The following is a 21717-nucleotide window of genomic DNA, read 5'->3' as shown; positions in this document are numbered from 1 at the left end:
GGGGTCGGAGGTGCGAGGCCGGGCGACCCTGGGTGGGGGCGCCCGCCCAAGCGCCGGGAACCGTGGCGCCCTTTCCTGGAGGGCGCCACGGGTCTCGGCCTCTTCGCGTTCCGCCCGCCGGCTCCGGCCGCTCCGGCCCTACCAGCGGGACAGGTTGATGTCGTACATCATCACCTGGCGGCCCTGGTTGGCGTTGAAGTCGTAGCGCTCCCAGGTGAAGACGGTCCAGGAGCCGAGTCCGCCGCCCAGATAGGTGATGACCTTGTTGTTGCCCGCGTCGATCCGGTCGACGTTGTAGACCCGCAGGGACATCCAGCCGTCGTTCGCGAAGCAGAGCTGCCCGCTGTAGCCGTAGTTCCAGACCTTCGCGAAATCGTCCCGGTTCCCGCAGTCGACCCGTTCCACGGCCCGCGCCGCGGTCGTCGGCAGCAGGGTCGCGGCGGCGGCCGTGAGAACCACCAGAACGCCGACGCGACGGGCCTTGCCAATTCCGTTCCGAACGGTAGAGCGGGGATCGGTGCGGCGAATCATGTAACCCCTCCCTCGACAACGGCTCCGTCGACAACGGCCGGGTTCCCGAGATTTGCACGGCGGGCCCGCAGCGCACAGGTGTTTTCCAGCCAAGCCGGGCTCCGCCCGGCGACCGGGGAACGTACCCGGACGAAATGAGCTATGGTCCCAACACGCCTGCCGCGCTTGAGGATCGGAGCAGAAGCTTGGCACCTCCCGCCCGATTCGGACGATTCACCGCCGTCACCCTCACGGCCACCCTTTCGGTATTGTCCGCGGGCTGTTCGAGCGACTCCGGAAAGGCCTCCGACGATTTCGCGCCGACCCCGCCGGTACTCGGTTCCACAGCCGCTCCGGAATCCGGCCGGGGCGGATTGACCGGACTTCCGCTTTCCGCTTATCAGGCCGACGACCGGTCCGCGGTCAAGGAGATCCAGGCCCGGAACGCGCTGATCGTCTCGTGCATGCACCGGGCCGGCTTCGCCGCGTTCACCGGGGACGGGCTGCAGGCCGCACAGCCACCGGACAACGCGACCGCGCTGCCGGCCGGCGCCTGGGGCTACCTCGGCGCGGAGGCCGCCGCCACCCTGGGCTTCCACCCGCCCCGGCGGACGGCCCCCCGGCCGGACCCCGCCCCGGCCGGTTCCGGCGAGGCCTACGACGGCGCCCGGGTGGACTGCGACCGGCAGGCCGCCGAACGGATCGGCTCGCCGCCGGCGGCGGGCAGCCGACTGGTCGACCGGCTGTTCCAGGAGTCGACGACGGCCACCGCCCGGGACGCCCGGGTGGTGGCGGCCACCGGGCAGTGGACCGCCTGCATGACGGCCGCCGGATTCCGGACCACCACCCCCGAGGAGCTGGCGCACGGGTACTCGACCTCGCCGGAGCCCACCGCGGCCGAGCTGGCCGCCGCCCGCGCCGACGCGGACTGCACCGCCCGCTCCGGCCTGGCCGGCCTCTGGTTCGCCGTGCTGGCCGGCTACCAGCGGCAGCTGATCGACCACAACGCACAGGCCCTGACCGCCCAGCAGGAGGCGGTCAGGGCCCAGGACGCGAAGCTCGCCCGGCTGATCGCGGGCGAGGGCGGCTGAGGACTACTTGCGGCGGTAGGACACCGTGTTGGGGGGTGCGTAACCGGCGCCGTCGTCCACAATGATGATCTTCGGAATGACCCGGGTCTCCTCGGCGCCCGCGGCACCCGCCACACCGTTCACGCCCTCCGCCGCGTCCACGTCGGCCACGGGCCCGGGCGGCGTGGCGGGCTTCGGCGGCACCGCGGCCGGGACGACCGGACCGGTCACCACCGGGTCGACGGCGCCCCCGGCCTCGGCAGGCTTGGCCTCGGCGGGCTTGGCTTCGACGGTCCTGGCATCGGCGGTCCTGGCCGCCACGGCGCCGCCGACCACCGGCTGCCGCAGCAGCGCCGTCGCACCGGGCCGGGCACCGCTGGGCCGGGAACCGCCGGGAGCGTCGGCGGGGGCAGCCGGTGGGGCACCGGCGGGAGCGCCGGCCGGCCCGTCGGCCGGGGTCGCGGCGCTGCGCAGGTCCGGCAGCGGGATCTCCCCGGTGTCCGCCTCCGAGTCGACCGGAGCCGTGTCCGCCACCTTGTCCGCCACCGCGTCCACGACCGCGGCCACCGGTTCGGCCGCGGCAGCCGCGGCGGCCCCGGCGGCGGCCGCGGCCAGCCGCTCGGGCTCGATCTGCCCGACCGCCGCGCCGGTGAGCGAGGCCAGCGTCGCCTTGATGTGGTCCAGGTGCTGCTGCACCGTCTCCAGCCGGGCGTCGAAGGCCTGCTGCTCGCGCTCGCTCTCCGCGTTGATCTTCTCGGCCTCCCGGCGGGCCTTCTCGACCAGCTGGTCGGCCTTGGCCTGGGCGTCGGTCTCCAGCTGCTTGATCCGGTTCAGCACCGTCTCCCGGTGCTGCTCGGCCTCCTTGACCCGGCGCTCGGCCGTCGCGGAGACCTCGGCGTCCTCGGCGTCGGCCTTGGCCTGGGCCTCGGCGAACGTCTCGTCGGCCTTGCGGCGCCTGGTGGCCAGCTCGGCCTCGGCGTGCTCGCTGGCCTCGGCGGCGGCCACCCGGACCTTGGCGGCGTAGGCGGTGGCGCCGTCCCGGGCGGCGCGGCTCTCCCGGTCGGCGTCGGCGCGGATGCCCTCGGCCTCGGCGCGGGTGCGCTCGTCGGTGCGGCGGGCGGCGGCGTCGGCCTCGGAGCGGGTGGTGGTGGCGTACTCCTTGGCGGCCTTGTCGGCCTCCTGGCCGGCCTCGTAGACCTCGTCCCGCAGGTCCTCGGCGAAGCGCTCGGCCTTCTCCTTGACGGCGCGGGCCTCGTTCCGGGCCATCTCGGCCAGGCCGGCGGCCTGCTCGCTGAGCACTTCGTAGTCCGGCTCCGGGGCCTCCTCGGCGGCCTGGCAGATGTCGTCGAGCCTGGTCTCCATCTGCCGGATCCCGGCTCCCAGGACGCTCAGCCGCTCCCAGGCCTCGTCACGTTGTGCGGTCAGGGCGACCAGCGCCCGGTCGACCTGCTCGGGCGCGTAGCCGCGCCGGGCCTGGGTGAAGCCGTACTGGGGGACGGCGTCGCTCATGGGCTCTTCCCCTCGTTTCGCGGGCTGCGGAGCCCATGATCGGACGGACTGGACGGATCCGGAACCGGTTGGGACACCGGGGCCGAATCCGGTCGTCGTGCGGACCGGAATGTGTCGAGGACGGGACGATAAGACCCATCCTCTTGACCTATTTTGCGCAGATCCGGACGAAACCCCAACGAGGCACAGCTGCCGGGGCATGCCGAAGGGGTCGTTCCGGACACCGGAACGACCCCTCCCACCTGCGAGGATCCGCGACGGTCCGCTACAGCAGGCCGTCCCAGAACTGCTCCAGCAGTACGGCCCACCAAGTGTCCGCGGTCTGCAGGGCCGCCGGGTCGATCGCGGCGAGCTGGGCCTGGAAGTCGGTCGTCCAGCGACCGGCCTGCTCCGGCGTCAGCCCGTACCGCAGCCGCCACATCCGGCCCAGCAGGGCCAGCGCGCGGACGAACTCCGGTACACCGGTGTTGACGAAGCGCGGTGGCTGGCCGGTTCCGTCGACGTCCACGGCGACCACGTTCGCGGTGCCGTACTGGACGCACAGCTGACGGCCGTAGTCGTTGCCGAGCACCAGGTAGCCGCCGAAGTCCGGGCCCTGCTGCAGGCCGCGCTCGGCGGCCAGCTCGGCCAGCGTCGGGATCGGCCGGCCCTCCTGCGCCTGGGCCCAGAAGAACGGCCCGAAGTCGCGCGGTAGCCCGGCCCACGTCAGCGTCTGCGACACCGGCTCCGGCACGCCCTGGCGGGAGACGGCGCGCTGCTCGTAGCGGAACAGGTTCTGGCCGAAGGCCGTCCCCAGCTCCTGGGCGAGCTGCTGGGGCGGCGCCGGCGGCAGCGCCTGGACCGTCCCCGGCGCGGGCAGCGGAACCCGGAACGGGCGGACCCGCTGGGCACCGGAGGCCAGCTGGTGCAGCTCGTCCAGGTGGTCCAGCAGCTCGGCCATCCCGGCCTGCCGGGAGGCGTGGTCGCGGCCGTACGGGGCGGTGTGGGTCAGCCGCACGTTCGGCCAGGAGGCCGCGATCATGCGGTTGCAGTAGCCGCCGGGCAGATCACACGATTCCAGCTCGGTGTAGAGCTCCAGCACCTGCTCCGGCGGCACGTTCAGCCGCCGCAGGTCCTGGAGGATCTTCCACTCCGGGTGCGGGGTGCCCGGCTCGCTGCGGTGCAGCAGCTTCTGCTCCGAGCCGTCCGGGCCCCGGTAGCTGAGCGCCGCGAAGTAGCCCGGGCCCACCGCGGGCACCCCGGGCGGCACCGGCGCGCCCGGCGGCGGGCCGGTGACCGGGGTCGGCGGGACGACGCCGGGCGCGGCACCCGCGTTCGGGTAGCCGTACCCCGCCGCGGGCGCGGCCGGAGCCGCCGGGCCGCCGGGCGGCGGCGGGACGGCCGGGCCGCCGGACGGCGGGGTGCCCGGGTCCGCCGGGCCGCCGAGCAGCGCGGGGTCGATCGCGCTCGCCAGCTGGGTCGCCTCGTACGCCACACCGGCGGCGACCGGGGCGGGCCCGCCCTGCGGCGCGGGAGCCGGGGCGTCACCGGAGCGCAGGCCCGCCGGCGGCGGGGGCGGCGGGACCGAACCGCCCGACCGGCCGCCCGCAGCGGCGGCGGGCGTGCCCGACCCCGGGGTCTGCCGCAGCCCGGCGGGCGGGGGCGGCGGCGGGGCGGAGCCGGGGTTGCGGCCCAGCCCGCCCGAGCCGGAGGCACCGGACGGTCCGCCCGGAGCGCCGCGCAGCGCGGCCGGCGGGGGCGGCGGCGGGGCCGAACCCGGGCCGCGGCCGAGACCGCCGCCCTGGGCCGGCGGGGCCGCGGGCGGGGCGGCCGGGCCGGGGGCGCCGGGCAGGCCGGCCAGCCCGCCGGGCGAGGCCAGCATGGTGGGCGCCTGCTCCACCGGGGCGGCGGGCGGGGTCGCCGGGGCGCCGGGCAGGCCCATCAGGCCCGGCAGGGCGTCCGGCGGCGCGAGCAGCGTCGGCGCCGGCTCGGCGGCCGGGGCGGGCACCGGGGCCGGAACCGGAGCGGGCGGGGCGACGGGCGGCGCGGCCGGGGCCTGGGCCGGGGCGACCGGCGCCTGGGCACCGACTGGCGGCAGGCCGTGGCCGCCGCCCGGGGGCATCAGCATCGTCGCGGCCTCGGCCCCGGCCGGGGCGGGCGCCTCGGGCAGGTCCGAACCGGAGGTGCGCAGACCCTCCGGCATCAGCACGGTCGCCGCCTCGGCCGCGACCGGCGCGACCGGCGCGGGCGGCGGCGTCGAGGCGCTCGGCGGCAGCGGGGCGGCGAACGGGTCCTCGCCGGGCGGCGGCGCGAGCATGGTCGGCGCGTCCCCGGCGGGCCGCGCGGAGACCGGCGGCTCGGTCAGCACGGCGGGCGCGGGCGGTACGGGCGTGACCGGTACGGGCGTGACCGGTACGGGCGTGACCGGTACGGGCGCGGGCGGCAGCGATGCGGGCGGCACGTCGGCAGGCGCGGGCGCGACAGCCGGGGCCGGAGCCGGAGCCGCGGCACCCCCCAGCTTCTCGGCCTCCGCCGCGATCGCCGCCGCCCCCGCCTCCTGCAGCCACTGCGGCGGGCTGAGCAGGAAGGAGGTCGCCTCCACCGGCCCCGGTGCGGGCTTCGCCGCCCCGGCCGGGTTGGCCGCGACCGGCCGCCCGTACACCTCCTCGAACTGCCGGACCACCTCGTTGACGGGCAGCGCGGGCCACAGCGTGCTGGCGCCCGAGTCGCGGGCGATCACCAGCCGCGCCCCGCCCGCACCCGCCCCGCCGTCGGCACCGGCGGCGGGCCCGCCCGCCGTGTCCGCGGGCGAGACCGCCCAGCAGACGAAGCCGAGGTCGAACTCCCGGACCCGCACCTCGCGCTGCTGCCCGTGCGGCACCCCGCCGTTGACCCACTCCTCGGCGAGCTCCTGCGCCTGCGCGTACGTCACCACGCCCGGTTCACCCCTGTCCCCGTCGTCCCCACTCGTTCCCTCAACGCCGTTCCCGCGCTCACGTCAGTCCACCGGGACGGCCCGGGCGAACCCGCCGTCCACCATCAGCTCCGCGACCGTCTCCAGCTCCGGCGGGCTGCCGGCCAGCCGCAGCAGGAAGGCGTCGAAGTCGTCCCCGCAGGGCAGCAGCAGTCGGGCGCAGCGCTCCTCGGGGGCCTCCGGCCCACCAGAGTCCCGGGCGTCGTCGTACAGGTGGAACCAGACCGAGCCGATCCGGTCGCCGCGCACCTTGAGCGCGATCAGGCCGCCCTGCGCGTAGGCGATGCCCAGGTAGTCCTTGGTGAGGTGGTCGCGCAGGCACTTGTTGGCGTAGACGACGTCCTCGGTGCCGTACTCCTCGGTGAGGGTGAGGAACGGCTGGTCGAGCAGCATGCCGAGCTCGGTGTCCAGCGCGACGCCGACCGGGCCGCGGCCGCCGCCGAGCTTGAGGAAGGTGCGGTAGGCGCCGGGCAACTGGTAGCCGAGGCGCTCCTCGGCGCGCTGCACCAGGTCCTCGGGGACGCCGATCGGGTCGCCGCCGTCCTTGGCCAGCGAGAAGTGGACGGGCCGGCGCTCCTGCAGCGGGCGGGTGCCCCGGCGGGTGTGGTCGGCGGGCGAGGTGGCCAGGCCGCCGTGGTGCCGCAGCAGGGACTTGACCTCGACCGGGACGAGCTCCATCCGGCGCCAGCCGGGCGCGGCCCGGCCGACCGCGTGGTGCCAGGTCCAGCCGGGCGGGGTGGCCACCGCGGTCTCCAGGTCGGCCCAGAGCGGGTGGCCCTGGGTGAACAGGGCGGCGTTGGCCGAGACGTAGTCGGTCAGCCGCAGTTCGTCCACGCCGAAGCCCTGCGGCGGGTCGGCGACCTCGGCCGCCGCGGCGGCGTACGGACCGAAGTCCGGGTAGCCGGCCTCGTCCACCCGGACCCCGGCCGGGTGCCGCTCGGCACGGACCGGGTCCGGGAACTGCACCACCTGACCTGCGTACGCCGCGTTCGGTGCGGCGGTGACGCCGGGCCGACCTGTCGTCATCTGGGAGCCCCCACTGGCTGCTGCAAAATGCTCGGTGCGCTTGCTGGCCCCCAGCCTATTGGGTCACCCGCCCGGCCGACCCCTCGCACCCAGGGCCCGCCGCAACACCTCCACGTCCCCTACCTGCTGTGCCTGTGTGACTTGTCGCGGGCGCCGTGGTCGCCGATCAGCCGTGCGGCGGCGGCGAGTTCGTCGTCGTCGGTGAGCACCGCCCCGGCGTCACCGTTGCCACCGGGGCCCTCCCGGGGCTCGCCGCCGGAACCGTACCGGGCAGGGTCCTGACCGAGGGGCGGTTTCGGTAAATCAGCGGACAAGTCATGACGACGGTGTGCGGGTACGGCCGGTGGGCGGTCAGGATGCGGGTGGGACGGGTGCCCGACCGGCCGGTGGCCGTACGGGTGTTCGGTCCGCCCCGCACCCCGGTTGTGCGGTTGTCGGTGCCGAATGACAGGCTTGCCCAGGGACCGACCGGAACCAACGGGAACCGGACCGCCAGGAACGAGGAGGAGGACACCGCATGACCACCGGTGAGCCGGCGGGCCCGCCCGTGCTGCGCCACCACCGCGACAGCCTGCTGCCCGCCGTCGCCGCCGCGCTGTCGCCCAAGGGCGGCGAGGTGCACACCCTGGCGGGCGACAAGGACGACCGGCGCCCGGTCCTGCACCCGCTGGTCGGCGAGTTCCTGGACACCCTGCCGGTCGAGGCCCGCGAACGGTTCACCGGCCGCTGCCCGGAGGCCGTCCTGCTCTCCCAGTACCTGACCACGGTCGACGGGAAGCGCTCCAAGCGCGCCGCCCGCAAGCCGATGAGCCTGCACGAAGCCCGCAAGGCACTCAAGGGCTCCCGGATGACGACGCTCCGGATCCGCGAGGAGGGCGACCCGGCACACGGCACCCACGCCCCGCCGTGCCGCTCCTGCGCACCGATGCTGGAGCACTTCACGGTGCAGAGCGTCGCCGTCGGGCCGCCGGCGCGCTGAGCGTCCGCACGCCGGACGCCCACGCCCGCCCGCCTCCCGTACGCCTCTCGTACGCCCCCTGTCCCCGAGCCCCGGAGCACGCCCTGAACCCGCCCAGCCCGCCCCCGCCCCCGCCGGCCACCCTCGCCCCGGGCACCCCGCCCCCGGCCGGACCCACCGGGCGGACCCGCCCGCGCTTCCCCGCCGACGTCGCCGCCGAACTCAAGGCGGCCGGCTGGCACCCCGGTCGCTGGCAGATCCAGCAGGCCGAGGAGTGGGCCGACGCCCTGGTCGGGCACGGCGGTCCCGGCGGCGTCCCGCACGCGGTGTTCCCGGCGGCCGTCGAGGCCTGGGCCGAGTTCGGCGGCCTCGCCTTCGACCTCTCCGGCCCCGGCCGCCAGTTGGCCCGCACCCCGTTCCTGATCGACCCGATGTGCGGACTGCACCAGCCGCGCACCCTGTTCGACCTCGGCCGGGCCCTGGGCAGCCGGCTCGCCCCGCTCGGCGAGGAGGCCTACGGGCAGGCGCTGCTGGCCGTCGACGAGGAGGCCCGGGTCTACAGCCTGGACCACACCGGCGAGTGGTTCCTCGGCCACGGCATCGACCAGGCGATCAGCACCCTGGTCCTGGGCACCGCCCCGGAACGGCTGCGCACCGCCGAGGAGTACGGCCACGCGTACGGCCAGGGCCCGTCCACACCGGGCTGAGGCGTGCCCCGTGGATCAGGCCGGACCCGCGGCGCCCGGCCGGCCGAGCCGGTCCCCGCGGACGGCCAGCCGGGACGGCAGCACCGCCTCGACCCGGAAGCCGCCGTCCGCCTCCGGCCCGGAGGAGAAGGTGCCGCCCAGCGCGATCACCCGCTCCCGCATCCCGACCAGCCCGTTGCCCCCGCTGGGCAGCTGCGCCGCCCCCCGCTCCCCGCCCGGGCAGGCGTTCACCACGCTCACCCGCACCCCGTTCGGCGCGTACGCCAGCAGCACCGACACCTGCGCCCCGCCCGCGTGCTTGTGGGCGTTGGTCAGCCCCTCCTGGACGACCCGGTAGGCGGTCTGCTCGGCCTCGCCGGTGAACTCCTGCCGGCTGCCGCTGACGGTCAGCGTCACGGCCATCCCGGCCGCCCGGGACTGGTCGACCAGCCGGGGCAGCACGGCCAACGAGTCCGGCTCCTGGGGCCGTTCGTCGTCCATCCGCAGCACGCCGAGGATCTCGCGCAGCTCGTTCAGCGCCTGCCGGCCCACCTCGCCCATCAGCCTGGCGCTCTGCGCGGCCTTCTCCGGGTCCTTGACGGCTATTCGCTCCAGCGCCCCGGAATGCACCACCATCAGCGAGACCCGGTGGGCGACCACGTCGTGCATCTCCCGGGCGATCCGGGTGCGCTCCTCCAACCGGGCCCGGCGGGCGCGCTCCTGGGCCTGCTCGGCGAGCAGGTCCAGTTCGGTCTCCAGGCCGTGCGCACGGTCCTTGAGCGACTCGATCAGCCGCCGCCGCGCCCCCACGTACAGTCCGGTCACCACCGGGGCGACGGTCAGTCCGACCGCGACCAGCAGCGACAGCACGACCAGGCCCCACAGCGGCGTCCGCTCCGCCGCCACCGAGTCGTCCGGGGTCATCAACTGGAGCGCCATCACGGCGCCGGCCTCGGCGAAGGCCAGCCCGGACAGCGCCACCACCCGGCGGCGCCGGGAGGGCCACTCCCAGGTCTCCGCCAGCGTGTACAGCGACACCACCAGCAGCAGCACGCCCAGCATCCCGGGCAGCACCAGCAGGGTCGCCACCACCGGCACGGCCGGCCACCGCCGGCGCACCACCAGCGAACCGCCGGCCAGCGTGCCGAGCAGGGCGATCCCGACCATGCCGAGGACGCTCACGTGCATCCGGGCGGAGAGGAAGGCGATCGTGCTGGCCGAGCACTCGACCGCGGCGAGCAGCGCCAGCCCGACGTCGAGGAGGGCGCTGCGCCGCCGCTTCCACCACCAGAACGACCGGACCGGCACGCGCTCCCCAGGCGACTTGCTCATGCGTGACAGGTTAAGCGGCAACCCCCGCCCTTCCCCACCCGGATTGCCCGGCACACCCCCGACCCCCCTCAAGTGGTCCAGACCACAGGTGGTTTTCGGCAGCCCTGTCCGCCATCCGGCCACCTCGCGGACAGCGACCGCCCCGACACCTATGCTGGTCGCGTCGGACAGCGCGGTCCGCACGCGTCACACCCGCCACACTGCGCGTGAACCTGTGACGATGAGCCGTTGCCGAACCCCACCACCAGAGGGAGCCAGCCGTGACCGCTCCGGTCCCCACCCCGGCGGACAGCCCCACCGTCCTCGCCGCCGGCGCAGCCGAGGACAACTCGGCCCTGCGCGCGGACATCCGCCGCCTCGGCGACCTGCTCGGCGAGACGCTGGTCCGCCAGGAGGGCCCCCAGCTGCTGGGCCTGGTCGAACAGGTCCGTCTGCTCAGCCGCACCGACGGCGAGGCCACCGCCGAACTCCTCTCCGACATCGACCTGGACACGGCCGCCAAGCTGGTCCGGGCCTTCTCCACCTACTTCCACCTCGCCAACGTCACCGAGCAGGTGCACCGCGGCCGGGAGTTCGCCACCCGCCGCGCCCGCGAGGGCTCACTGCTGGCCCAGACCGCCGACCAGCTCGCCGAGGCCGACCCCAAGCACCTCCAGGACACCCTGGCCCACCTCGCGGTCCGCCCGGTCTTCACCGCCCACCCCACCGAGGCCGCCCGCCGCAGCGTGCTCAACAAGCTGCGCCGGATCGGCGAACTCCTCGACCGGATCCACCGCGAGGAGCTCAGCAACGGCCTGGCCGCCGCCGACCCGGCGCGCACCAGCAGCGCCAAGCGCTCCGCCGACCGCCGCCTCGCCGAGGTCATCGACCTGCTCTGGCAGACCGACGAACTGCGCATCGCCCGCCCCGAGCCCACCGACGAGGCCCGCAACGCCGTCTACTACCTGGACGAGCTCTACCGCGAGGCCGTCCCCGAGGTGCTGGAGGAACTGCACGAGGAGCTCGCCCGGGTCGGCCTCAACCTGCCCGACGGCGTACGCCCGCTGACCTTCGGCACCTGGATCGGCGGCGACCGCGACGGCAACCCCAACGTCACCCCGCAGGTCACCTGGGACGTCCTCAACCTCCAGCACGAGTACGGCATCCAGGACGCCCTCGCCGCGATCGACGACCTGCGCAACACCCTCTCCACCTCCGAGCGGCTGGCCGGCGCCTCGGTCGAACTGCTCGCCTCGCTCAACACCGACCTGCACCGGCTCCCCGAACTCAGCCCCCGCTACAAGCGGATGAACGCCGAGGAGCCCTACCGCCTCAAGGCCACCTGCATCCGGCTCAAGCTGGAGAACACCCGCGAGCGGCTGGCCGGCGGCACCCCGCACGTCGAGGGCCGCGACTACGTCGGCACCCGCGAACTCGTCGCCGACCTGCGGCTGATCCAGGAATCGCTGCGCGCCCACCGCGGCGAGCTGATCGCCGACGGCCGGCTGGCCCGCGCCATCCGCACCGTCGAGGCCTTCGGCCTCCAGCTCGCCACCATGGACGTCCGCGAGCACGCCGAGGCCCACCACCACGCCCTCGGCCAGCTCTTCGACCGGCTCGGCGAGGAGGCCTGGCGCTACGCCGACATGCCCCGCGAGTACCGGCAGAAGCTGCTCGCCAAGGAGCTCCGCTCGCGCCGCCCGCTGGCCCCCACCCCGGCCCCGCTGGACGAGGCCGGCACCAAGACCCTCGGCGTCTTCAACACCATCCGCCAGGGCTTCGAGCGCTTCGGCGACGAGATCGTCGAGAGCTACATCATCTCGATGTGCCAGGGCGCCGACGACGTCTTCGCCGCCACCGTGCTGGCCCGCGAGGCCGGCCTGATCGACCTGCACGCCGGGATCGCCAAGATCGGCATCGTGCCGCTGCTGGAGACCACCGACGAACTCCAGCAGGCCGACCGCATCCTCGACGAGATGCTCTCCGACCCCTCCTACCGGCTGCTCGTCTCGCTGCGCGGCGACATCCAGGAGGTCATGCTCGGCTACTCCGACTCCTCCAAGTTCGGCGGCATCACCACCTCCCAGTGGGAGATCCACCGCGCCCAGCGCCGACTGCGCGACGTCGCCCACCGCTACGGCATCCGGCTGCGCCTCTTCCACGGCCGCGGCGGCACCGTCGGCCGCGGCGGCGGCCCCTCCCACGAGGCCATCCTGGCCCAGCCCTGGGGCACCCTGGAGGGCGAGATCAAGGTCACCGAGCAGGGCGAGGTCATCTCCGACAAGTACCTGCTCCCCTCCCTCGCCCGGGAGAACCTGGAGCTGACCATCTCCGCCACCCTCGCCGCCTCCGCGCTGCACACCGCCCCGCGCCAGGCCCCCGAGGAACTGGCCCGCTGGGACGCCGCGATGGACCGGGTCTCCGAGGCCGCCCACACCTCCTACCGCGCCCTGGTCGACCAGGAGGACCTGCCGAAGTACTTCTTCGCCTCCACCCCGGTCGACCAGCTCGCCTCGCTGCACCTGGGCTCCCGCCCGTCCCGCCGCCCCGACTCCGGCGCCGGCCTGGACGGCCTGCGGGCCATCCCGTGGGTGTTCGGCTGGACCCAGTCCCGCCAGGTCGTCCCCGGCTGGTACGGCGTCGGCTCCGGCCTCGCCGCCGCCCGCGCGGCCGGCCTCGGCGACGTGCTGGACGAGATGCACGGCCAGTGGCACTTCTTCCGCAACTTCCTGTCCAACGTCGCCATGACGCTGGCCAAGACCGACCTGCGGATCGCCCGCCACTACGTCGAGCAGCTGGTGCCCGGCGATCTGCGGCACGTCTTCGACCAGATCGTCGCCGAGCACGACCTCACCCTGCGCGAGGTGCTGCGGCTCACCGGCGAGAACGAACTGCTCGAGCACAACCCGGTGTTGAAGCAGACCTTCACCGTCCGGGACGCCTACCTCGACCCGATCTCCTACCTCCAGGTCGCGCTGCTGCGCCGCCAGCGCGAGGAGGTCGCGACCGGCCGCCCGGAGGACCCGCTGCGCGCCCGCGCGCTGCTGCTCACCGTGAACGGCATCGCGGCCGGCCTGCGCAACACCGGCTGACGACCGGCCCAACGACGCGGGGCCGGTGTCCACTTCCCGTGGACACCGGCCCCGACAGAACCTTCCGTACGCCTACTCCGCGGGCTCGCCCGCGCGCCGGCGCTTGAGCCACAGGGCCGCCCCGCCCGCCACGACCACCAGGCCGCCGCCGACCGCCAGCAGCCCCGCGTCGGGGCCGACCGACTCGCCCAGCAGCGGAGCGAACTGCGCCGCCGCGGGCTCAGGCGTGATCGCCGGATCGGGCTCGGCCACCGGATCGGCGTGCGCCACCGCGCCGCTGGACAGCAGCATCCCGGCCGCCCCCAGGGCACCGGCGGTGCCGACCCGTCGTCCGAACTGCTTGAGCCGGACCACCCGGAGCCGCCGGAGTCGGCGGACCGGACGCAATCTGCGCATCGAGAACTCCCCAGGACCCGTTCGCGTACCGGGCCGACGCTATCCGATCCCGCACAGGGTTCTCACACGGATTCAGGTTTGCCGGGCAAGCGTTGTACGACTGTTGTGTACCCGGCACACCGTGCGCATGACGTCACGTCAGACGCCGCCCGTTTCAGGAGTTGTACGTGCCCTGCGCCCGCTCCAGCCCCTCGGACAGCAGCGCCTCCACCGCGTCGGCCGAGCGGTCCACGAACCACTCCAGCTCCTTGCGCTCGGTCGAGGAGAAGTCCTTCAGCACGAAGTCGGCGACCTCCATCCGGCCCGGCGGCCGGCCGATCCCGCAGCGCACCCGGTGGTAGTCCGGGCCCAGCGACTTGGTGATCGACTTCAGCCCGTTGTGGCCGTTGTCCCCGCCGCCCAGCTTGAGCCGCAGCGCCGCGTAGTCGATGTCCAGCTCGTCGTGGACGGCGATCAGCGCCGAGGCGGGCACCTTGTAGAAGTCCCGCAGCGCCGTCACCGGCCCGCCGGAGAGGTTCATGAAGGACATCGGCTTGGCGAGCACCACCCGCTTGCCCGCCAATCGCCCCTCGGCCACCTGGGCCCGGCTCTTGTGCGCCTTGAACCTGGCGCCCATCCGCTGCGCCAGCAGGTCGACCACCATGAAACCGATGTTGTGCCGGTTCCGGGCGTACTGCTCGCCCGGGTTGCCCAGCCCCACCACGAGCCAGGGCCCGTCGTACTCCTCCGCCATGTTTCCCTTCTCCCTCGCGCTCGACTCCGCGCTCGACTCCACGCCCGACGCCGCGCTCGACGCCGTCATCCCGATCATCCCGGACGCACCGCTGCCCCGGCCGCTCCAGGGGAGCGACCGGGGCAGCGGTCGAAAGCTACGGGGTACCGGAGGCTCAGGCCTCGGTGCCCTCGGCCTCGGCGGCCTCAGCGTCGGCGTCGGCCTGCGAGGCCTGGGCGCCGATGACCTGCAGCACGACGGCGTCGGCGTCGACGGCCAGGGTGACGCCGGCCGGCAGGGCGATGTCCTTGGCGTGGATGGAGGCGCCGGCCTCCAGGCCCTCGACCGAGACGGTGACGGACTCGGGCAGGTGGGTGGCCTCGGCCTCGACCGGCAGCGCGTTGAGGACGTGCTCCAGCAGGTTGCCGCCCGGGGCCAGCTCGCCCTCGGTGTGGACCGGGATCTCGACGGTGACCTTCTCGCCACGCTTGACCAGCAGCAGGTCGACGTGCTCGATGGTGCGCTTGATGGCCTCGCGCTGGACGGCCTTCGGCAGGACGTACTCGTCCTTGCCCTCGATCGGAACGACCAGCAGGGCGTTCGGGGTCTTGAGGGCCATCATCAGGTCGTGGCCGGGCAGGTTCAGGTGAACCGGGGCGTGGCCGTGGCCGTAGACGACACCGGGGACGAAGCCGGCGCGGCGGGCGCGACGGGCGGCACCCTTGCCGAACTCGGAACGGGTCTCAGCGGCAATGCGGATCTCGGACACGACTGCACTCCTCGTGAAGAATGGCGCGGGGGTGCAGGCAACGCGAAAAACCGCCGGGACCACACCCTCAGTACGTTCGGGGGTCACTCGGCGGCAACGACTTCTGCCGGCGGACGGAATCCGTTACGGCAGCGCGTCGATCACGGAGTCGGTGTCCGTCGAGCGGGCACACGACATCCCTCGCCGAGCAGTTTCACGAGTCTAACCGCACCGGCCCGCTGCGACGAAATCGGGCCCCCGGCCGGCGGCCCCCGCCGAACCGGCGGCGGCCCCGGACCGGGGTGGTCCGGGGCCGCCTGCGCGGGGCTTCGTCAGTGCACGCCCTCGAAGAGGCTGGTGACCGAGCCCTCCTCGAAGACCTCGCGGATCGCGGCGGCGATCGACGGGGCGATGGACAGCGTGGTGATCTTGTCCAGCTGGAGCTCGGCCGGGGTGGGCAGCGTGTTGGTGAACACGAACTCGCTGACCCGGGAGTTCTTGAGCCGGTCCGCGGCCGGGCCGGAGAGCACGCCGTGGGTGGCGGCCACCAGGACGTCCGCGGCGCCGTTCTCGAACAGCGCGTCGGCGGCGGCGCAGATGGTGCCGGCGGTGTCGATCATGTCGTCGACCAGGACGCAGACCCGGCCGTCGACGTCACCGACCACGTCGGCCGACAGGATGGTGTTGGCCTGGGTGATGTCGCGGCGCTTGTGGATGATCGCCAGCGGGGCGTCCAGCCGGTCGCACCACTGGTCGGCCACCTTGACCCGGCCGGCGTCCGGCGAGACGACGGTCAGCTTGGAGCGGTCCACCTTCTCGCCGATGTAGTCGGCCAGCAGCGGCAGCGCGAACAGGTGGTCCACCGGGCCGTCGAAGAAGCCCTGGATCTGCGCGGTGTGCAGGTCGACGGCCATCAGGCGGTCGGCACCGGCCTGGCGGAGCAGGTCGGCGACCAGACGGGCCGAGATGGGCTCGCGGCCGAGGTGCTTCTTGTCCTGGCGGGCGTACCCGTAGAACGGCAGGATCGCGGTGATGCTCTTGGCGGAGGCCCGCTTGAGAGCATCGATCATGATCAGCTGTTCCATGATCCACTGGTTGATGGGAGCCGTGTGGCTCTGCATCACGAAGCAGTCCGCGCCACGCGCCGACTCCAGGAAGCGGACGTAGATCTCGCCGTTGGCGAAGTCCAGGGCCTTGGTCGGGACCAGCTCGGTCCCCAGCGCCTCGGCAACCTCCCTCGCCAGCTCCGGGTGGGCACGGCCGGAGAAGAGCTTGAGCTTCTTCTCACCCGACGTCGTGATCCCGCTCACTGCACCGTCTCCTCGTGTTGCGGACGCTGAACCCCGCTCCCGAGGAGGGCAGGCGCAGCCCGCACTCACGAGGGGATCGGGGAATGTCGGTACGCCTGGACACGGGCGGTAAGCCCAGTGGCGCACGTATGTCCCCCAGGTTACGCGCCCGCGCAGAAACCGTCCGCCCCGGGGACCGGCCGACCGGTCCCCGGTGGGCGCGTCAGACCTCGGCCGCGCCGTCGGTCGCGGCCCGCGCGGCCTGCGCGGACACCGTGCCCGGGCGCTTGCGCTCCACCCAGCCCTCGATGTTGCGCTGCTGCGCGCGGTTCACGCCGAGTGCGCCGGGCGGAACGTCGGTGGTGATCACCGAGCCCGCGCCGGTGTAAGCGCCGTCACCGACGGTCACCGGGGCGATGAACATGTTGTCCGAGCCGGTGCGGCAGTGCGCCCCGATGACGGTGCGGTGCTTCTTCACCCCGTCGTAGTTCACGGTGACCGAGGCCGCGCCGACGTTGGTGCCCTCGCCGATCGTGGCGTCGCCGATGTAGGAGAGGTGCGGCACCTTGGCGCCCTCGCCCAGCTCGGAGTTCTTGACCTCGACGTAGGTGCCGACCTTCGCCTTGCGGGCCAGCTTCGCCCCCGGCCGCAGGTAGGCGTACGGGCCGGTGGAGGCGAGCTCGCCGATCTCGGCACGGTCGGCCGTGGTGTTGCTCACACGGGCGCCGGCGCCGACCAGGGTGTCCCGGAGGGTGGAGTTCGGGCCCACCTCGCAGTCCTCGCCCAGGTGGGTCGCGCCCTGCAGCTGGGTGTTCGGCAGCACCACGGCGTCCGGCTCGTACGTCACCTGGACGTCCATCCAGGTGCTGGCCGGGTCGACCACGGTGACGCCCGCGCGCATCGCCCGCTCCAGCAGGCGGTCGTTCAGCAGCCGGCGGGCCTGCGCGAGCTGGACCCGGTCGTTGATGCCCAGGATGTCCCGGTGGTCCTCGGCGACCACGGCGCCGACCCGGTGCCCGGCCTCGCGCAGGATCTCCAGGGTGTCGGTCAGGTACTCCTCGCCCTGCGAGTTGTCGGTGGTCAGCTCGGCCAGCGCCTCGGTGAGCAGCTTGGCGTCGAAGGCGAACACGCCCGAGTTGATCTCGGCGATGGCGCGCTGGGTGTCGCTGGCGTCCCGCTCCTCGACGATCGCGGCGACGGTGCCGTCCTCGTCGCGCAGGATCCGGCCGTAGCCGAAGGGCTCGGGGACGACGGCGGTCAGCACGGTGACGCCGTTCTGCTGGGCCTCGTGCGAGCGGGCCAGCCGGCGCAGGGTGTCCCCGGTGAGCAGCGGCGAGTCCCCGGCGGTGACGATCACGGTGCCGTCCAGCGTCACGCCGTCGGCGGCCAGCGACTCCAGCGCGGTGCGGACCGCGTGGCCGGTGCCGTTCTGCTCCTCCTGCACGACCGGGCGCACGGTCGGGTAGTGCGTCGCCAGGTGCTCCTCGACCTGCTCGCGCTGGTGGCCGACCACCACGACGAGCTGCCCCGGCGTCAGTTCCCCGGCCGCCGAAACCGCGTGACCCACCAGCGAGCGCCCGCACACCTCGTGCAGCACCTTGGGCACCTTGTTCGACTTCATCCGGGTCCCACCACCGGCGGCGAGCACGACAACGGCGGCAAGCGAATTGGCACCCATGCGGGGAGGCTCCTCATTAGGTTCAAAGAGAGGGCAGAGCAGGCCAGAACGCGGTCCGCACATGTGCTCTGGCAGTTCGAGGATAGTGCGGGGCGGCGAGCCGAAACGCCAGACGCCCGGCCCGCGCATGCCCGCCCGCGGCCGTACTCAGTGCTCCCGGAGGAGGATTCGAACCCCCATAAGCTGGACCAAAACCAGCTGTCCTGCCCTTAGACGATCCGGGACCGGAGCTCCGCCGCCGGAGGCCCGGCGGCGCGCTGGGCCAAGACTACGGGGTAGCGCGCCTCACATCTACCACCAATACCGACCCTCCTGGCCCGTCCGATCCGGGCACGGGAGGGGTTCCGGGTTCATCCATCCAGTCGGGTGAATTCACTCAAGCGCCGCGCGGGGGTGTGTTCCCCTGGACACGGAGCGCAACCTACGATGCCGTAGGTTACGCCAACGTAGGTCCGCTCTGTCCCGTTCCGGGACGCCGCGAAGGGACGCCCATGACCATCCAGGCCGACGAGGCGCACGCGGGGGCCACCGCCCTCCCCGACCCCTCCCCCGATCCCTCCGCCGACGCCGCGACCCGGCTGTCCGCCACCCGCGGCGGCGAGAAGCAGGGGGCCGCCGAGCGGATCGCGCTCGGCCTCTTCATCCTCGTGCCGTTCGCCGCGCTGGTCGCCGCCGTACCGGTGGCCTGGGGCCGGGGGCTCGGCTGGACCGACGTGGCGGTCACCGTCGCCATGTACTTCCTCACCTGTCACGGCATCACCGTCGGCTACCACCGCTACTTCACCCACGGCTCCTTCAAGGCCCCCCGCCCGATGCGGCTGGCCCTCGCCGTCGTCGGCAGCCTCGCCGTCGAGGGACCGCTGGTGCGCTGGGTGGCCGACCACCGCAAGCACCACCGGTTCAGCGACAAGGACGGCGACCCGCACTCGCCGTGGCGCTACGGGGAGAGCGTCCCGGCCCTGGTCAAGGGCCTGTGGTGGGCCCACATGGGCTGGATGTTCGACGAGGAGCAGACCCCGCAGCTCAAGTACGCCCCGGACCTGGTCGGCGACCCGGCGCTGCGGCGGATCTCCCGGCTGTTCTGGCTCTGGACCACCATCTCGCTGCTGCTGCCCGCACTGGTCGGCGGTCTGGTGAGCCTGTCCTGGGAGGGCGCGCTGTCCGCCTTCTTCTGGGGCTCGCTGGTGCGGGTCGCCCTGCTGCACCACGTCACCTGGTCGATCAACTCGATCTGCCACGCCATCGGCCGGCGCCCGTTCCGCTCCCGGGACCGCTCCGGCAACGTCTGGTGGCTCGCGGTGCTCTCCTGCGGGGAGTCCTGGCACAACCTGCACCACGCCGACCCGACCTCGGCCCGGCACGGCGTCCTGCGCGGACAGATCGACTCCTCGGCCCGGCTGATCCGCTGGTTCGAGCTGGCCGGCTGGGTCCGGGACGTCCGCTGGCCGGACGCGGAGCGGATCGCCGCCCGCCGCGCCGCATGAGGCGGCGCTTCCAGCATGATGTAGGGGTGAACGGGAGCAGCGCAGACAGCACAGGCGGTCACCACAGCACGCGGACGGACCCGGCGCCCGGAACGGCGCCGGCCCGTCCGCGGGCCGCTGCGGCGCCGGGCGCGGCCCCCGACGGCGGTGCCGAACGGACCGCGGACGGCGCCGCCGACCGGTCCGCCGCCGCCCCGGCCCCGCGCCGCCGGGGCGGCCGGGTCCGGATGACCGGCAAGCAGCGCCGGGAACAGCTGCTGGAGATCGGCCGGACGGTCTTCGCGGAGCGCGGCTACGACGGCACCTCGGTGGAGGAGATCGCCGAGCGCGCCGGGGTGTCGAAGCCCGTGGTGTACGAGCACTTCGGGGGCAAGGAAGGGCTCTACGCGGTGGTGGTGGACCGCGAGATGCAGCTGCTGCTGGACATGGTGACCGGGGCGCTGACCGGCGGGCACTCGCGCGAGCTGCTGGAACAGGCGGCCTTCGCGCTGATGGACTACATCGACACCTCGACGGACGGCTTCCGGATCCTGGTCCGGGACTCCCCGGTGGCCCAGTCGACCGGCACCTTCGCCTCGCTGATCAGCGACATCGCGACCCAGGTCGAGGACATCCTGGGCCTGGAGTTCAAGTCCCGGGGCTTCGACGCCCGGCTGGCCCCGATGTACTCGCAGATGCTGGTCGGGATGGTCGCGCTGACCGGCCAGTGGTGGCTGGAGGTCCGCAAGCCGGACAAGGCCACGGTGGCGGCGCACCTGGTGAACCTGGCCTGGCACGGGCTGGAGGGCCTGGAGCGGCACCCGAGGCTGGTCGGCGACCGCCTGACCTGACCGTCCGCCCGTCCGTCCGTCCGTACGTCCGTCCTCGTGCCGGGCGACGGGCTACCGCCTGACCCCGACCGCGAAGATCCGCCGGAACGGGAAGACCGTCCCGTGCGGCCCGGCCGGGTAGGCCTCCCGCAGCAGCCGCCCGTACTCGGCGAGGAAGGCGGCCCGGTCGGCCGGGTCGGCGAGTCGGCCGAGGACGGGCCGCAGCGCGGTCCCCTTGACCCACTCCAGCACCGGGTCCGGCCCGGGCAGCAGGGTGCTGTAGGTGGTCTCCCAGACGTCGGCGGCGCAGCCGGCCCCGGCGAGGACGTCCAGGTACCGCCCGGGCGGGTGGACACCGCCCCGGACGGCGTCGCCGCCGAGGGCGTCGCGCCAGCGGGCGCTGCGGCGCAGTTCGGCGAGCAGGGTGTGGCTGGGGGCCTCGAAGTTGCCGGGCACCTGGACGGCGACCACCCCGCCGGGCCCCAGGGCGTCCGCCCAGCGCGCCAGCACCGCCAGGTGGCCGTCCACCCACTGGAGGGTCGCGTTCGAGGCGATCAGGTCGGGCGCGGCCGGGGCCGGGTCGTAGTCGCGGGCGTCGGCGAGCAGGTAGTCGGCCGTGGGCTCGCCGTCGGTGCGGGCGGCCTCCAGCATCGGGGCGGAGCTGTCGAGGCCGGTGAGCCGGGCCTTCGGCCAGCGTTCGCGCAGGACGGCGGTGGAGTTGCCGGGGCCGCAGCCGATGTCGAGGACCGTCGGGGCGGGCTCGTTCGGCAGGGCGGGGACGCGGGCGAGCAGATCGCGCAGCGGGCGGGTGCGTTCGTCGGCGAAGCGCAGGTACTGCGCCGGGTCCCAGACGGGGCTGGTCATGGTTCACCTCGCAGGTATCTCGACATCAAGATATCGCCGAAAGCCTCGCTGGCACATTTCTCGATGTCAAGAGACTTCACATCGACACATCCACCGATACACTGATCGTCATGGAGGACGAGGTCGACAGGCTGGTCGCGGCGTGGCGCCGGGAGCGCCCCGACCTCGACGTGGAGCCGCTGGAGGTGCTCAGCCGGGTCAGCCGGCTCGCCCGCCACCTCGACCGCGCCCGCCGCACCGCCTTCGCCGAGCACGGGCTGGAGCCCTGGGAGTTCGACGTCCTGACCGCCCTGCGGCGGGCCGGCTCCCCGTACCAGCTCTCCCCCGGCCAGCTGCTCACCCAGACCCTGGTCACCTCCGGCACCATGACCAACCGGATCGACCGCCTCACCGGCAAGGGCCTGGTCAAGCGCCTGCCCGACCCCGACGACCGGCGCGGCGTGCTCGTCCGGCTCACCGACGACGGCCGCGACCGCGCCGACCAGGCCCTGGCCGGTCTGCTCGCCCACGAGCGCGAACTGCTGGCCCAGCTCAGCTCCGGCCAGCAGGGCGAACTCGCCGGCCTGCTGCGGCTGCTGGTCGCCCCGTTCGACAACATCCCGGGCTGACGACCACCGCTCCG

18 protein-coding genes and 1 tRNA gene are annotated in these 21717 nt (G+C 74.0%); 7 read left to right on the top strand and 12 right to left on the bottom strand.

Features of this window, described 5'->3' with window-relative positions; translation table 11 throughout:
• Nucleotides 1–138: 138 nt before the first annotated feature.
• On the bottom strand, nt 139–459 hold the full coding sequence (locus ACFV8H_RS08655; protein WP_380397626.1) for a beta/gamma crystallin domain-containing protein: 321 nt from the start codon (nt 457–459) through the stop codon (nt 139–141).
• A 425-nt stretch (nt 460–884) separates the two neighbouring features.
• Here ACFV8H_RS08655 and ACFV8H_RS08650 point away from each other — a divergent pair, with 425 nt between their 5' ends.
• Nucleotides 885–1601, top strand: coding sequence for a hypothetical protein (locus tag ACFV8H_RS08650; protein ID WP_380397624.1), 717 nt, complete (start codon nt 885–887; stop codon nt 1599–1601).
• A gap of 3 nt (nt 1602–1604) precedes the next feature.
• Here the strand turns inward: ACFV8H_RS08650 and ACFV8H_RS08645 are convergent, their stop codons facing one another.
• The 3 genes from ACFV8H_RS08645 to ACFV8H_RS08635 all read right to left on the bottom strand — a co-directional run bounded on the left by ACFV8H_RS08645 (nt 1605) and on the right by ACFV8H_RS08635 (nt 7068).
• Nucleotides 1605–3089 (bottom strand): hypothetical protein, encoded by a 1485-nt coding sequence (locus ACFV8H_RS08645; RefSeq protein WP_380397622.1) that lies wholly within the window; start codon nt 3087–3089, stop codon nt 1605–1607.
• Between the two features lie 265 nt (nt 3090–3354).
• On the bottom strand, nt 3355–6003 hold the full coding sequence (locus tag ACFV8H_RS08640) for an SUKH-4 family immunity protein (RefSeq protein WP_380397620.1): 2649 nt from the start codon (nt 6001–6003) through the stop codon (nt 3355–3357).
• Nucleotides 6004–6066: 63 nt separating this feature from the next.
• On the bottom strand, nt 6067–7068 hold the full coding sequence (locus ACFV8H_RS08635; protein WP_375892692.1) for an SMI1/KNR4 family protein: 1002 nt from the start codon (nt 7066–7068) through the stop codon (nt 6067–6069).
• Nucleotides 7069–7585: 517 nt separating this feature from the next.
• Between ACFV8H_RS08635 and ACFV8H_RS08630 the strand changes: the two genes are divergently transcribed.
• Together ACFV8H_RS08630 and ACFV8H_RS08625 are read left to right on the top strand one after the other, a co-directional pair.
• Nucleotides 7586–8047, top strand: a complete 462-nt coding sequence (locus tag ACFV8H_RS08630) for a YwqJ-related putative deaminase (protein WP_380397618.1) — start codon at nt 7586–7588, stop codon at nt 8045–8047.
• An 83-nt stretch (nt 8048–8130) separates the two neighbouring features.
• Nucleotides 8131–8733 carry an SUKH-3 domain-containing protein gene (locus ACFV8H_RS08625; RefSeq protein ID WP_380397649.1) on the top strand — a complete coding sequence of 201 codons (603 nt, stop codon included), beginning with the start codon at nt 8131–8133 and terminating at the stop codon, nt 8731–8733.
• Between the two features lie 15 nt (nt 8734–8748).
• Here the strand turns inward: ACFV8H_RS08625 and ACFV8H_RS08620 are convergent, their stop codons facing one another.
• Complete coding sequence (locus tag ACFV8H_RS08620; RefSeq protein WP_380397616.1) at nt 8749–10044, bottom strand: sensor histidine kinase; 1296 nt, start codon at nt 10042–10044, stop codon at nt 8749–8751.
• A gap of 260 nt (nt 10045–10304) precedes the next feature.
• Between ACFV8H_RS08620 and ppc the strand changes: the two genes are divergently transcribed.
• A complete protein-coding gene (gene ppc, locus ACFV8H_RS08615; RefSeq protein WP_380397615.1) occupies nt 10305–13115 on the top strand; it encodes a phosphoenolpyruvate carboxylase in 2811 nt (936 codons plus the stop codon).
• 72 nt (nt 13116–13187) lie between these two features.
• Here the strand turns inward: ppc and ACFV8H_RS08610 are convergent, their stop codons facing one another.
• The 6 genes from ACFV8H_RS08610 to ACFV8H_RS08585 all read right to left on the bottom strand — a co-directional run bounded on the left by ACFV8H_RS08610 (nt 13188) and on the right by ACFV8H_RS08585 (nt 18162).
• Entirely contained in the window at nt 13188–13511 is a 324-nt protein-coding gene (locus tag ACFV8H_RS08610; RefSeq protein ID WP_375892699.1) for a hypothetical protein, read from the bottom strand.
• A 154-nt stretch (nt 13512–13665) separates the two neighbouring features.
• Nucleotides 13666–14244, bottom strand: a complete 579-nt coding sequence (pth, locus tag ACFV8H_RS08605; protein WP_375892700.1) for an aminoacyl-tRNA hydrolase — start codon at nt 14242–14244, stop codon at nt 13666–13668.
• Between the two features lie 154 nt (nt 14245–14398).
• Nucleotides 14399–14992: a 50S ribosomal protein L25/general stress protein Ctc gene (locus tag ACFV8H_RS08600; RefSeq protein WP_375892701.1), complete on the bottom strand. Its 594-nt coding sequence runs from the start codon at nt 14990–14992 to the stop codon at nt 14399–14401.
• Between the two features lie 311 nt (nt 14993–15303).
• On the bottom strand, nt 15304–16281 hold the full coding sequence (locus ACFV8H_RS08595) for a ribose-phosphate diphosphokinase (RefSeq protein ID WP_375892703.1): 978 nt from the start codon (nt 16279–16281) through the stop codon (nt 15304–15306).
• Nucleotides 16282–16483: 202 nt separating this feature from the next.
• A complete protein-coding gene (glmU, locus tag ACFV8H_RS08590) occupies nt 16484–17938 on the bottom strand; it encodes a bifunctional UDP-N-acetylglucosamine diphosphorylase/glucosamine-1-phosphate N-acetyltransferase GlmU (protein WP_380397612.1) in 1455 nt (484 codons plus the stop codon).
• Between the two features lie 153 nt (nt 17939–18091).
• A tRNA-Gln gene (locus tag ACFV8H_RS08585) sits at nt 18092–18162 on the bottom strand.
• A 267-nt stretch (nt 18163–18429) separates the two neighbouring features.
• Here ACFV8H_RS08585 and ACFV8H_RS08580 point away from each other — a divergent pair.
• Together ACFV8H_RS08580 and ACFV8H_RS08575 are read left to right on the top strand one after the other, a co-directional pair.
• A complete protein-coding gene (locus tag ACFV8H_RS08580) occupies nt 18430–19422 on the top strand; it encodes an acyl-CoA desaturase (protein WP_375892707.1) in 993 nt (330 codons plus the stop codon).
• Nucleotides 19423–19649: 227 nt separating this feature from the next.
• Nucleotides 19650–20252, top strand: coding sequence for a TetR/AcrR family transcriptional regulator (locus ACFV8H_RS08575; RefSeq protein WP_375892821.1), 603 nt, complete (start codon nt 19650–19652; stop codon nt 20250–20252).
• Nucleotides 20253–20303: 51 nt separating this feature from the next.
• Here the strand turns inward: ACFV8H_RS08575 and ACFV8H_RS08570 are convergent, their stop codons facing one another.
• On the bottom strand, nt 20304–21095 hold the full coding sequence (locus ACFV8H_RS08570) for a methyltransferase domain-containing protein (protein WP_380397609.1): 792 nt from the start codon (nt 21093–21095) through the stop codon (nt 20304–20306).
• Between the two features lie 110 nt (nt 21096–21205).
• Here ACFV8H_RS08570 and ACFV8H_RS08565 point away from each other — a divergent pair, with 110 nt between their 5' ends.
• Nucleotides 21206–21703: a MarR family transcriptional regulator gene (locus tag ACFV8H_RS08565; protein ID WP_360231165.1), complete on the top strand. Its 498-nt coding sequence runs from the start codon at nt 21206–21208 to the stop codon at nt 21701–21703.
• The last annotated feature ends 14 nt before the right edge of the window (nt 21704–21717 follow it).

This window comes from Kitasatospora sp. NPDC059827 (genome assembly GCF_042731675.1).
GTDB lineage: Bacteria > Actinomycetota > Actinomycetes > Streptomycetales > Streptomycetaceae > Kitasatospora.
Note: the sequence above shows the minus strand (reverse complement) of the source record. Positions and strands in the feature narration are given on the sequence as shown.

Coding starts and splice junctions, on each gene's coding strand:
- glmU (WP_380397612.1), bottom strand. CDS start 17,938: ATGGGTGCCAATTCGCTTGCCGCCGTTGTCGTGCTCGCCGCCGGTGGT.
- ACFV8H_RS08575 (WP_375892821.1), top strand. CDS start 19,650: ATGACCGGCAAGCAGCGCCGGGAACAGCTGCTGGAGATCGGCCGGACG.
- pth (WP_375892700.1), bottom strand. CDS start 14,244: ATGGCGGAGGAGTACGACGGGCCCTGGCTCGTGGTGGGGCTGGGCAAC.
- ACFV8H_RS08645 (WP_380397622.1), bottom strand. CDS start 3,089: ATGAGCGACGCCGTCCCCCAGTACGGCTTCACCCAGGCCCGGCGCGGC.
- ACFV8H_RS08570 (WP_380397609.1), bottom strand. CDS start 21,095: ATGACCAGCCCCGTCTGGGACCCGGCGCAGTACCTGCGCTTCGCCGAC.
- ACFV8H_RS08635 (WP_375892692.1), bottom strand. CDS start 7,068: ATGACGACAGGTCGGCCCGGCGTCACCGCCGCACCGAACGCGGCGTAC.
- ACFV8H_RS08580 (WP_375892707.1), top strand. CDS start 18,430: ATGACCATCCAGGCCGACGAGGCGCACGCGGGGGCCACCGCCCTCCCC.
- ACFV8H_RS08620 (WP_380397616.1), bottom strand. CDS start 10,044: ATGAGCAAGTCGCCTGGGGAGCGCGTGCCGGTCCGGTCGTTCTGGTGG.
- ACFV8H_RS08565 (WP_360231165.1), top strand. CDS start 21,206: ATGGAGGACGAGGTCGACAGGCTGGTCGCGGCGTGGCGCCGGGAGCGC.
- ACFV8H_RS08610 (WP_375892699.1), bottom strand. CDS start 13,511: ATGCGCAGATTGCGTCCGGTCCGCCGACTCCGGCGGCTCCGGGTGGTC.
- ACFV8H_RS08630 (WP_380397618.1), top strand. CDS start 7,586: ATGACCACCGGTGAGCCGGCGGGCCCGCCCGTGCTGCGCCACCACCGC.